Raw genomic sequence first — 11,851 nt, 5'->3', positions numbered from 1 at the left:
GGAACGGTCAACCACCAACAGAGCCAGATGCCCGGTGGACTGAACACAACCACCAACTTGGTGGCTCCACAAGAGTGACACTGAAATCACCAACGGCGGTCCCGGCTCGACCATCGATGATGGGTGTGGCGTGCCAGCTCAATCTCCGATGACAGCCGTCGCCCCGGCTCCGATACCTACGGCGTCGTCCACCGTAGTCCGGGCCACAGGCCGATGAGCGCGTCGATGACGCTGCGACGGAGGTATCCCATGTCGAGTTCCGCGGTTACGCCGCCCTCACGCAATGCGTACTTCGCGTCGGCGTACAGGACCACCTCCGACGAGGTCTGACGAAGGATGAAGTAATACCGTGTGTCGGGGTCGCTGTCGATCCACCGTCCGATCACCCGACCGGGCGTCCCCAACACCGACTTCGAGCTGGGGTTGCCCCGCTTGGTGGTCGTGCGGATCGGAAGGATGTGGACACCTTCGGAATACAGCGGCTCGAGCCCGGAGTCGACGTTCTGCCGGAACACCTCGACGGTGAGACCGGACCCATCGTCGACTCCCAGCTCCATGGCCAGGACTTCGGCATGGTCGATGGCGTCATCGGGTATCTCGAGGTTCGCGCGGACGGCGGCCAGGTACACGCGCTGTGGCCGCTGGTAGGCGATGCTGCCGGCATCCGACGGCTCGGCCACCGTGGATGTGACGCCAACCTGCTCCGGGTCGATCGAGTCATCGCCGGTCGACGCAGCACCGACCTTTTCTGTGTCGGCGGACTCGTCCTCTGTCGCGGTGGCGTCGGCCGGGTCCGTGTTCACGGTCTCGGAGGCATCGGCGGCAGCAGTGAGGTCATTGTCGTCAGCGATGGCCGTCGAATCGTCATCGGCGTCGGCCTCCACCGGCACCGAGGTGCCGTCGTACCGCGCGCACAGCCGGGTGAGTGCCGCCGATCCCACCTTGGTCGCCGACGACTTCCACTCCGCGAAGGTCGTGCGGGCCTGCTCGACGAGTTCGGTGGAGTCGGTGACGAGGGCGGCCTCGTGCAGAATGCTCGCGGAGTGTTGGGTGGCATCCGCGGAACCGACGACCAGGAACGGTTCCTGGCCCGAATCGCTCTCGGCCAGAAGCATCTTGGCGTGGAGGTGGGGGAGAGAGTAGATGCTCACTCCGGCGCGGTACCACCGCAGCAAGGTGTGCGGGTTGGTCATGTGGGCGTCGACGGCATGCTCGGACGCATCGACGATCAGTGTCGAGCCGGCGGTCAACGGCAACTGCACGTCGCCGGTGTACCCCACGTAGGCGACGGCCGCGGTCACCCGACCCGGCCACTTCTGAAGGACAGGAGTCAACGACTCCCATACCGAATCGGTTACCAGGCTTACCGTGCGTTCCGACGTCAGGCCGAGGGTGTCGAGCGTTCTCACCGGCGGAATACTATCGGTTTCAACTATCGCCGCCCACAGGTACCACCCGACAATTCGGCAACAGGTGTGCGAACAGCCGTCTCACACCGTTGCCCGCGCAGCATGTGCGACGGCCGTCACATCGAAGGGGCCCGGTCCCAGCGCTTCCCGACATGCGGCGCGCAGTTGCTCACGTTCGGCCGGCGTGAGCGCGGCCACGGCCTCGCCGATCGGGCCGACCGCATGCAAGTACGGGTTCCACCAGTCGTCGAAGGTGTTGTGCCGCACCCTGACCACCAGTTCTGTTCCCGTGACGTCGGACAGTCCGATGTCGTGGAGCATCGTCACCATCTCCCCGCCGGCACCTCCGGGCATGTGCGTCTCGTCCACCAGGGGGAGGCCCAGCGTCTCGAACGCCGTCCACACCGCCGCCATGGGTGCACGACCACCGGCGAGGTCCCAGACCGTCGCCGCGATCCGACCGCCGGGCCGGGTCACGCGAGCCATCTCGGTCAGGCCGGCGTGGGGGTTCGGCATGAAGCTGACGACGAGGTTCGCTCCGACCACGTCGAAGGTGTCGTCGGCATAGGGAAGTGCGTCGGCCCTCGCCTGGCGGACGTCGACGTCGGGGAGCGCGGCACGACACGCGGCGACGAACAACGACGATGGATCGATGGCGCTGACATTCTTGGGGCCGAGCCGCCTGGCCAGTACTGCGGCCCACGCGCCGGGGCCGCACCCGACATCGAGGGCCCGGTGCCCAGAGCTGATCGGCAACCAGTCGGTGAAGGCTTCCGCCAACGGCTGCGAGTACCGCCCCATGAAGTTGTCGTAGGCGTCGCCTGCGACGTCAAAGCTCACGGATCCGAGGCTACGCCGACCCCATCCAGTCCACGTACCGATTCGCTGTGTTCATCAGGTCGTCAGGCGGGCACCACCACGGCCCGGCCGCGCAATTCGTTGGCGGCGAGCTTGCGGTATGCCTCGAGGCCGTCGTCCAACGTGAACTTCTCGGTCGCGATCTCTATCCGACCGTCACGGGCGAGGTCGATCACCTCGATGAGTTCATCGCGGGTACCCCAGTACGGTGTGCGTACCGACACCTCATAGGGCTGGGCGAAGAACCCCACCTTGGCCGCGGCCACGCCGTCACCGATCCCGACGATGACGACGTCACCCATGGTGCCCACGATTCCCATCGCGGTGTCGATGGTCGGCTGGTAGCCGACAAAGTCGAAGACGGCGGTGGCGCCGGCGTCTCCGGTGATCTTCCGGACATTGGCGACGGCGTCGGCGTCACTCAGAACGGTGTCGTGGGCTCCGACCTCGCGGGCGAACCCCAGCTTCTCCTCGTTCACGTCGAGTGCGATCACCCGTGAGGGCGTCAGGTGTCGGAGCAACTGGATGCCGACGTGTCCCAGGCCACCGGCACCGATGACGACTGCGGTGGTACCGCCGACCAGTTTGGGCAGTGACGACTTGATGGCGTGGTAGGGGGTGAGTCCGGCGTCGGTGAGCGGTACGGCGTGAACGGGGTCGAGGTCACCGAGCGGGACCAGGTGCCGTGCGTCGTCGACGATCATGTACTCGGCCATCGCGCCCTCGTTCCCGAGGCCGGGCGGTGCGATGCCGAGTTGTGCTGCGCGGCTACAGTAGTTCTCGAAACCCCGCGAGCAGAAATGGCAGACGCCACAACCCCACGGGCCGTACACCGCCACCGACGTCCCCTCGGACACGCTCGTCACGCCACGGCCGAGTTCGGCGACCACACCCACGCCCTCGTGGCCGAGCGTCATGGGCAGGGGATAGGGAAACCCTTCGGCCGGCATGTTGAGCACGAAGTCGTCGGAGTGGCACGCACCGGCAGCGGTGATCTTCAACAGCACCTGTCCGGGACCCGGCGTGGGCTTGTCCACCTCGCGCAGCTCGGGCGGAGAACCTGGCTTGACGATCTGAATGGCCTTCATGCCTCACATCTTTCGGTCGGCGACAGTTGACCCCCACTCAGGTCTACTCGCCTGAGCGCGATTCCGCAGACGCCGTCGACGAATGCGGCGTGAACTCTGGGGACCGTCCAATCGCTCCTGGGTCCACCCAGGCATTGCCGACCCCGCTCCTTCGGTCGCGCCCAGACAGCCATACCCGTTGTGCAACAGGGCTTTGTGCACCGCTCTCACGGTGGCCACCGCCAACTGTTCCATCCGGGGAGCGACAGGGTAGCCGAGTACTCCTGCCGCTCACCGATCGGTGCGTCATGATCGATAGGGGCCGCTTTCGCATGTGCGGACCGGAAGTGCCGGGGTTCCGGCCGGGCCGCTCCAGGAGGCCGCCATGACCAGTTCCGACGTCACCGACGAAGAGACCCTGCGAGTGACGAACTGCGACGTCTGCATCGTCGGCGCGGGTATCGCCGGCCTCAACGCACTGTTCGTTGCCAGCCGATATCTGTCACAGGATCAGAAGATCGTCTTGATCGACCGTCGGGAACGTGTCGGTGGCATGTGGATCGACGCATATCCCTACCTGCGGCTCCACCAACCACACCAGCTCTTCACCGCCGGGAACATCCCATGGACACTCGGTCGGGACCGCTCGTACCTTGCCACCAACGGCGAGGTGCTCGACCACCTCGCCCATTGCCTGTCCGTGATCGAGCAACGAGCACATGTCGAGGCCCTGTTCGACCACGACATGGAGTCCGCCGACGAGGTCGACGGCGTCGTCCGCGTCGCCTGTCGGTCGACCGACGGCCGGCGGCAGCTCGTGCAGGCGAAACGATTGATCAAGGCATATGGACTACGAGTCACGCCGATGGATCCCTTGGAGCTGTCCAGCACGCGTGTCCGGTCGGTGTCGCCCAACTCGTGCGATCTCCTCGGCGACGAGGTTCGAGCCGACGACGCCCCGGTGTGGATCATCGGCGGGGGAAAGACCGCGATGGACACCGCACACCTGCTGATCACCGCGAACCCCGGACGTGAGGTCAACCTGGTGGCGGGTTCGGGCACCATGTTCGGCAACCGGGACATACTGTTCCCGACAGGCAGTCGACGATGGTGGGGCGGCTCGCTGGTCAGCAGCCTCGCGCTGGAGTCGACACGACGTTTCGACGGCACCAACGAGACCGAGATCTGGAACTGGATTCGTTCGACATACGGCACCGCGGTGACCCCGACCACCGGCAACTTCCTGTTCGCCAACCTGTCCGAATCGGAGCGGACGACGATCATCGGCGGCCTGACCGACGTGATCATGGACCGCCTCGTCGACGTGGTCGACCGGGGCGGCACCACCGAGCTCGTTCTCCGGAACGGATCGACGATCGCGATCGGACCGGGTAGCTGGATCGTCAACTGCACGGGGTATCTGTTGCGCGAGGACCATCCCTACGAGCCGTACGTGTCCGCCGGTGGCAAGGTGATCTCGATCCAACCGCGGTCGGCCACCCTGCACCTGACCTCGTTCATGGGCTATTTCCTTTCGCACCTGCTGTTCTCGGACAAGATCAGCGAGGTACCCCTGTACGAGCTCGACCTTCCGGACCTCCAGGCGAAGTCGAAGATCGCGTTGCCGGTCACGATGTTCACACTCGCACAGCACAATCTGGGACTCATCGCCGACAACGTCCCGGTCAAGGTCTTTGCCGACTGCGGTCTCGACTTCGATCGGTGGTACCCCCTGCCACGCCGCATGATCGCCGCCGCACGGTTCATGCTCACCCACCGCCACGATCGCGAGCATTTCCGCACCACCCTCGACACCGTGCGCGAACGATTCGATGTTCGGTGCGGCCCGCTGAGTTTCGTCTGATCTCGTCCCGCGGCCGCCGCGTCCGCTCGTGGGTCGATAGCCGCCGCACATGTCTCGTCAGGCGACCGACTCCTATGTCGTGACCCAGTGCAGGTCCGACCACAAGGTCAAGACGGCATCTATCACCGAGTTCCGCAGGTAACAGATATCACGATCCACCGACTCTCCGAACTCACTGAAACGCATCCTTCAGATCCGAGAAGAGGACGGCGTCTTCAGATGTCTACCGAAGCAGGAAGTAGTAGCGCGTCGTGGATCCGGGGCTGGCCCATCGGCTGAGGAACAATGCCGGCGTCGACAACACGGACTGGAGGCTGGGTTTTCCCGACGTTGTCGTCGTGTAGATGGGGATCACATGGACACCTTCGGCGTACAGCAGCGCATCCTCCGACTCCACGTCGTGCCTCCTCGCTACCGTGAGTCTCATCCTCCGATGCTCCCGCGTCGGTCGAGTCATCGTAAATCGCGCACAACCTGGCCAGCGCTTCGGCACCCAGCTTCGTCGACGTTGCCTTCCATATCGTCAGGGCTTCACGCGCCTGACCGATGAGCTCGATGGAGTCGGTCACCAGTGCGGCCTCCTCGAGTACGTTCGCGGAATGCTGAGACGCGTTCGCGGAACCAACAACAAGGAAAGGGGCTGCGCCGCCGAGTGATTCGGCCAAGATCATCTTGGCGTGCAGGTGTGGACGCGAGTAGAGGCTGACCCCTGCTCGATGGCACCGCAACAGCGTGTGTGGATTGGTCATATGCCCGGCAACGGCGTGCTCGGAGGCGTCCACGATGAGCGAGCATCCCTGGGACAACGGCAATTGCACATCACCTGTACTGCCGACATATGCGATGGCGGCGGTGATCGAACCCTTCCACTTCTCGATCACGGGAGTCGGTGACTCTCACACCGAATCGGTCAACAGGCTGACGGTGCGGTCCGATGTCAGCCCGAGCTCATCGAGAATCTCCCCCCACAGATCCCTTCATCATCGAGGCGGCAGCGACTCATTCCACCACAACTTCAGTCGGCAATCGATACTCGAACTGCAACGGCGTCAATGCGTTTCGTTCAGGAACCCACAGGTCCCACCGCCGCACTTCACCGCCGGTGCAGTTGTAGCCGTCCTCTGTGATGGCGACCTCGATCTGATCAACCACGACAAGGGAGGTCGTGTGGTCGTCGGCGTGAATGACCTCGTTGCGCGTGAGGATTACCGTATCGATGGCCTGCGAGGAACCCTTGACTTCGATGTGTAGCTCGTCGTGGCCGCCGCCGGTTGCGCGGAGGTCGTAGGGCTTCCCGATCCGCTCGATCTCGGTGAAACCTTCCGAATCGAGCAGAGCTATCGCCATGTCCTCTGCATGCAGTTCGATCGCGCGTCGCAGTCTGGGATCGGCAGGTCCTCGTCCTTGCGGTCCCCGAACGGCCTCACGTAACTCGGGTAGATCTTCCTGCTCTGAGGCCAGGACCGCCGACACATACTGCGCAGACAGGAGGGGCACCGCTGGGATCAGCTCCGGTGGAACCGCAGACAGGTAGGTGACCGACGCGCCGTGCAGTGTGGGCTCGGAGGACGACGGATGATCGATCTGGAACGGGAACTGCTGGTATCGCCGGACCGAGCGGGTCTGGTGGTAGACGTCGACGATTCTCGCAGTGTGATCCCGCAACAGGACGAGGGTGACCGGCTCGGGAAACAACACGAAGTCGCGCAATTGCACCCTGACGTCGTCGCCGTCCACCTGCGGTGCACTGTCGACCACCGACATCCCACGGATCGCATGTCGCCAGTAGTGGAGTACGTGGTCGTCCGGTTGTAGTTGCTCCACCCGGGCGAAAGCCGGCCTGGCGCTGCCGTTCTCGCGGTAACAGTAGGAGTACAGCCATTCGCCGAATCCGTCGGTGTTGTCGTCTCGCCGGACCTCCATCCACACGCGTGACACTTTCGCCGAGGAGTCGAGGTCTACGGGGGCGACCGAGGTCTCGTCGACCGGCGGCACGTCACCGAGGTTGCCCCGTGGGCCGCCGGCACGCGCCGCGTCGTACTTGGCCGCCTGACCCGGGCGGGCGACACGGATGTCGTCAAGCTGCGACTTTCTCGCGACGAATACGATTCGCCACCCGGCGCCGTCGTCCGACCCGATCACAGGGGACCTCCCATACCCTGCAGTGTTGTCGCGCAGATGCGCCTCGATACGGTCGAGCTCGCTACTGACTGCCACCGGCGCCGACTCGGGCACACAGAAATGCTCGAACGTCCGCCACCATCCGTACTGCGTCGCCATCATGTCCTCCCGCTGGTTTCGCGACGGACGTAGCCGACAAGTCCGACAAACCCGGTTGCCAAGCGCACAGGAAGCCGAAATACCGTCGACCGAACTACCCTCGACCACTTCGGCGCGGCGCATTGATAGCCTCGGAGGTCGCAGATCGTGACGAGTTCAGCAGGCGGGTGACATGGTGGCAGACGACCGGTGGATCGAGGTCTCCAAGTCGGCATATGCCCATGAAGCCGACGGCTTGAAGCAGCTTCGTGACATCGTCCCGCCCGCACCGCCGTACCGAGCGTGGACCAACTTCGAGTTCATGGACAACCACGGCGGCTGGAACGAGATCGATGCGTTGATCCTGGGTCGCCGTCGACTCCACATGGTGGAACTCAAGAGTTGGAACGGCGTCCTTTCTGGCAATGAGAAGAACTGGGTACTCACCGGCCGTAGCCGCAAGTCCCACACGCAGCGATCTGCTCTGCTCACCACCCGCCACAAGGCACAGAAGCTGGCCTCCCGCCTCAAAGACGAGGTTCGTAAGGTCGCACTCGAGAACCAACTCGACGTCGACAAGGTGATGCGGCACTTCCCCTTCATCCAGGAGGAAGTGTTCTTCCACGGTGACGAGTTCACTGTGAACCTGTCCGACCTCGCGAAGTCCAACCTGTTCGGCATCGACGGCCGCGAAGCCGAGACCGGATTGCCCGGGATCACCGGACGCCTACTGGAGCCGCCGGTCGACGGTCGCGACAACTACGGCGAAGACATGAGCGTGATCCTCGCACTTGCCTTGCGGGAACTGGGCGCATCGCGCCGCCTGGAACGTGATGCCGGCTCGTGGACGATCACCGGCAACACCCTCGACAGCGGCGACGACTGGCAGGATTTCGACGTCGTTCACAAGGTGACCGGCGTTCACGGTCGCGGCCGGATCGTCACCAGCCGCCGCGGTGCCCCGGCGCAGGCGCGGGCGGCCGCACGACGACGGATCCAGCGCGAATACGAGCTCATCCGCTCGTTCCGGCAGGAGTCGATCGTCCCGCCGCTCGACCTGGCCCAGGACGACGACGGTAACGCCGTCCTCGTCTACGAGAAGCTGGACGACTTCCAGCCACTCGATCTGGCATTGCTCACACGCGAGGTCAGCGTGGAACAGCAGATCGAGATCCTCACCCAGGTCGCCGATGCGCTCGCCTACGCGCACCGCAACCAGGTGTCCAACCGGGGACTGTCCCCGAGCACGGTGCTGATCAACACCGCTCGCCTCGACGACGGTGGTGACGTGCAGATCCGACTGGCGGATTGGTCGTGGGCCGGTCGCATCCATCGATCCACCTCGGCGTCAGCGACCGTCGCCGGCTCCGCGATTGCCGGCTCCACTGGAGATGAGGATGTCTACCAGGCCCCGGAGGATCGGTGGTCGCCGACGGCAGACCGGATCGCCGTCGACGTCTTTTCGCTGGGTGCGTTGGCGTACTTCGTGTTCACCGGGGAAGCACCGGCACGCGATCGCACCGATCTGCGGGCACGGCTGCGCATCCAGAACGGTCTCGATCTCGCCGCATCCGGTGGCCGGTTCGTCGACGAGTCGCTACGCGCTGTGGTTCTGCAGGCGACCCGACCGTCGGTGTCGGATCGGGTGAGGCTCGACGTGAAGTCTCAGCAACCACACTTCGGCGCAGCCGAGTTCCGGACCGAGTTGCAGCAATACACCGTCGCTCGCGGTGTCCGAGTGGAGCCCGAACCAGATCCGCTCAATCCGTTGCCCGACGACGAGCTCGCCGACGGCCGGTTCACCGTGGTCAAGTTGCTCGGGGCGGGCTCGACGGCACGGGGCGTGCTGGTCCTCGACAATTCCGCCGCCGGTGAGCGTCGAGTCCTCAAGGTGGGCCTCGACGACTCCAAGACCGCACGCCTGTATGACGAGGCCGAGGTGTTGGCCAAACTCGGTCAGCAGCAACCCACGATCCCCGGAGTGGTGGAACTTCTCGAGCCGCCGCTGCATCTCGGCGGACGAACCGCGTTGTTGCTCAGCGACTGTGGTGAGCAGACGCTCTCCGACATCGTCCGACACATGGCGGTCAGTGAAGCACAGTTGAAGCTGTGGGGCACGCAATTGCTCGACACCGTTGTCGCCCTCGATGCCGCCGGGATCGTCCATCGCGACATCAAGCCATCCAACCTCGGGATGGCGAAGACCCCGGGGACCGGAAAGACCAAGCGCCCCAAGACCAGCCTTGCCCTGTTCGATTTCTCGTTGTCGCGCGCGGGGGTCACCGAGACCGATGCCGGTACCCCGACCTACCGTGACCCGTTTCTGGGCATGGGCAAGCGGACGGCGTTCGATTCTGCGGCCGAACGGTATTCGGCGGCCGTGGTGCTCTACGAGATGGCAACGGGGTCCACTCCGGTGTACGGCGACGGTCGCTCGGATCCGACGGCACTCACCGATGACGTCACCATCGATGTGGAGGCGTTCACCGACGCGGGCCTGAGTCAGGTGCGCGCGGATGCGCTCGCCGGCTTCTTCCGGACCGCGTTGGCCCGCGACGCACGCAAGCGCCATGACACTGCCACGGCGATGCTCACCGCGTGGAAGTCCGTCTTCACCGCCCGTGCCGACGAGGCGGCCTCGACCGAGGCATCACGCCGGGGCGGGAACGGACCGAGTTTCCATCCAACGCCGGTGATCGTCATGGACCAGCGGTCGGACGTGTCCCCGACGCTTCCGCCGTATACGTCCTTGCCCGAGTTCGTCCGCACCCTCACCGATCTCGCCGGTCGACGGCCGACGGTGATGCGCCGCCAGGTCCTCGAGCTGCTGCTCGGTACACACGCGGAGTCCCCGGCCGACCCGTTCGTGACCTACAACGATCTCGCCGTCCGTGTGCACGTCACGCCGGGCCGGGTGGCGCAGATCTTCGGTGAGTTCTCCTCGCTGCTGCACACCGATGACCCGGTCAAGTCGTTCCCCACCCAGCGCACCAAGGCCACGATCGACGACCTCTATCAGCGTGCGCTCTCGTTGATCACCACCTCCGGTGGTGTGTCCACACCCGAGCTGTTGGCTCGGGAGTTGGTGGGCGACATGCAGATCGGTGACCTCCCCGACATCCAACGGGTCGCGCTGGGCGTGCTGCGTGTGGTTCTGGCGTGCGCGCCGAAGCCGGCCACCAAAGACACCGCAGACAGCGCAGACACCGCCCATGTCGGAATCGAGATGGTGCGTCGCCACGGCGCAGGCACGGTGGCCATGCTCGCCACCTCGACCACCCATCGACGGCTCCCTGCCGTGCTGGCCGACGCGGCCAACGATCTCGTGTCCGGGGCGACCGGTCAGGGCACCGCTCTGGTCACCTCCGACGACTCAGCGCTCACGATTCGCACCAAGACCGCGTCGGTACTGGGCCTGGCCTCGCCGACGGAGGTGGAGGTTCCGCTGCACGTGCTGCTGGGGATCGCGGTCACCTCATCGACGGAGGTCGGCCTCACCTCCCTGAACGAACTCCACGCGTCGAACCTCCCGGTGGATACCGCTCTTCATGTTGTGCTGCAAGGACTTTCCACCACGGATACTTTCGGGCGCGCCGAGCTCGAGACCCGGCTACTGGCCCGCTTCCCGATGCTGAAGGGCACTCTGCCGCGTCGCCCTGCGCTCGACGATCTGGTGGCGCGCGTGGCACCCGGCATGGCGTGGGATGACGCCCGCGCCCGCTACCGGTTCCCGGTCGAGGAGGAGCCGAAGGGGTCGACCGTCCCCACCTACCGCACCCTGGTTCCCTCACTTGTGGTGTCCGGCGGTACCCGGTCACAAGTGCTGCATGCGCTCGGCGCGGGGGAACGGCGGTTCCGTGCGCTCGGAATTCCGCTGGGCCACAGCGACGCGGTCGCCGACATCCTCTGCGAACATTTCGGAGCGACCCGCATCAACGTGACCGATGTGATCCTGGCGACGATGCGTGAGCGTGCCGCGGAGGTCGGTCTCGACTGGTCGATGATCCTCGCCGCCGACGCCGGCGCCGCCGCCGATCAGGAAGGGCTGCGAGGTTTCGTCGCCCAAGCCGTTCCGTCGATCGTCGACGCGGTGGCCGCAGTCGACGGACCGGTGGTGCTCACCGACCTGTCCACGCTGGCCGCCTACGGTCAGCTCGGGATCGTGCGCACGTGGACCGACCTGACCGACCCACCGCCACATTCGGTCTGGGCGACTATTCCACAGCCGCACACCAGCGGGCAGGCAGGTCCACTGGTCGACGGGGTGGCACTGCCGCTCAACAGCCCCGAGCAGTTCATCCCGCTGACCGACGACGACGTGACAGCGCTGGTCATCATCACCACCACCGCCACCGTCGTACCGTGACGACCCCACCACCCCTCGACAGCGATCT

7 protein-coding genes are annotated in these 11,851 nt (G+C 65.2%); 2 read left to right on the top strand and 5 right to left on the bottom strand.

Annotation, left to right across the window (positions count from 1 at the left end; translation table 11 throughout):
• Positions 1–176 precede the first annotated feature (176 nt).
• From ACWDUA_RS23710 to ACWDUA_RS23700, 3 genes are all read right to left on the bottom strand, one after another.
• The gene (locus ACWDUA_RS23710; RefSeq protein WP_449753475.1) at positions 177–1,409 is read right to left on the bottom strand and encodes a phospholipase D family protein; all 1,233 of its coding nucleotides are present in this window, start codon (positions 1,407–1,409) and stop codon (positions 177–179) included.
• Positions 1,410–1,490: 81 nt separating this feature from the next.
• Positions 1,491–2,249: a class I SAM-dependent methyltransferase gene (locus ACWDUA_RS23705; protein ID WP_449753474.1), complete on the bottom strand. Its 759-nt coding sequence runs from the start codon at positions 2,247–2,249 to the stop codon at positions 1,491–1,493.
• A 62-nt stretch (positions 2,250–2,311) separates the two neighbouring features.
• Positions 2,312–3,355 (bottom strand): NAD(P)-dependent alcohol dehydrogenase, encoded by a 1,044-nt coding sequence (locus ACWDUA_RS23700; protein WP_449753473.1) that lies wholly within the window; start codon positions 3,353–3,355, stop codon positions 2,312–2,314.
• A 364-nt stretch (positions 3,356–3,719) separates the two neighbouring features.
• On the opposite strand from ACWDUA_RS23700, the gene ACWDUA_RS23695 reads away from it, so the two are divergent.
• Positions 3,720–5,198, top strand: coding sequence for an FAD-dependent oxidoreductase (locus ACWDUA_RS23695; protein WP_449753472.1), 1,479 nt, complete (start codon positions 3,720–3,722; stop codon positions 5,196–5,198).
• Positions 5,199–5,413: 215 nt separating this feature from the next.
• Here ACWDUA_RS23695 and ACWDUA_RS23690 read toward each other — a convergent pair whose 3' ends face one another.
• Positions 5,414–6,079 carry a hypothetical protein gene (locus tag ACWDUA_RS23690; RefSeq protein ID WP_449753471.1) on the bottom strand — a complete coding sequence of 222 codons (666 nt, stop codon included), beginning with the start codon at positions 6,077–6,079 and terminating at the stop codon, positions 5,414–5,416.
• A gap of 118 nt (positions 6,080–6,197) precedes the next feature.
• Complete coding sequence (locus ACWDUA_RS23685; RefSeq protein ID WP_449753470.1) at positions 6,198–6,962, bottom strand: protein NO VEIN domain-containing protein; 765 nt, start codon at positions 6,960–6,962, stop codon at positions 6,198–6,200.
• A 688-nt stretch (positions 6,963–7,650) separates the two neighbouring features.
• Between ACWDUA_RS23685 and ACWDUA_RS23680 the strand changes: the two genes are divergently transcribed.
• The gene (locus ACWDUA_RS23680) at positions 7,651–11,823 is read left to right on the top strand and encodes a protein kinase domain-containing protein (RefSeq protein ID WP_449753469.1); all 4,173 of its coding nucleotides are present in this window, start codon (positions 7,651–7,653) and stop codon (positions 11,821–11,823) included.
• Positions 11,824–11,851: the final 28 nt, after the last annotated feature.

The organism is Gordonia sp. NPDC003376, assembly GCF_053589235.1.
Note: the sequence above shows the minus strand (reverse complement) of the source record. Positions and strands in the feature narration are given on the sequence as shown.

Excerpts from the sequence above, each read along its gene's own strand:
- ACWDUA_RS23685 (WP_449753470.1), bottom strand. The coding sequence starts at position 6,962 with ATGTCGGTGGTCGACAGTGCACCGCAGGTGGACGGCGACGACGTCAGG.
- ACWDUA_RS23695 (WP_449753472.1), top strand. The coding sequence starts at position 3,720 with ATGACCAGTTCCGACGTCACCGACGAAGAGACCCTGCGAGTGACGAAC.
- ACWDUA_RS23680 (WP_449753469.1), top strand. The coding sequence starts at position 7,651 with ATGGTGGCAGACGACCGGTGGATCGAGGTCTCCAAGTCGGCATATGCC.
- ACWDUA_RS23700 (WP_449753473.1), bottom strand. The coding sequence starts at position 3,355 with ATGAAGGCCATTCAGATCGTCAAGCCAGGTTCTCCGCCCGAGCTGCGC.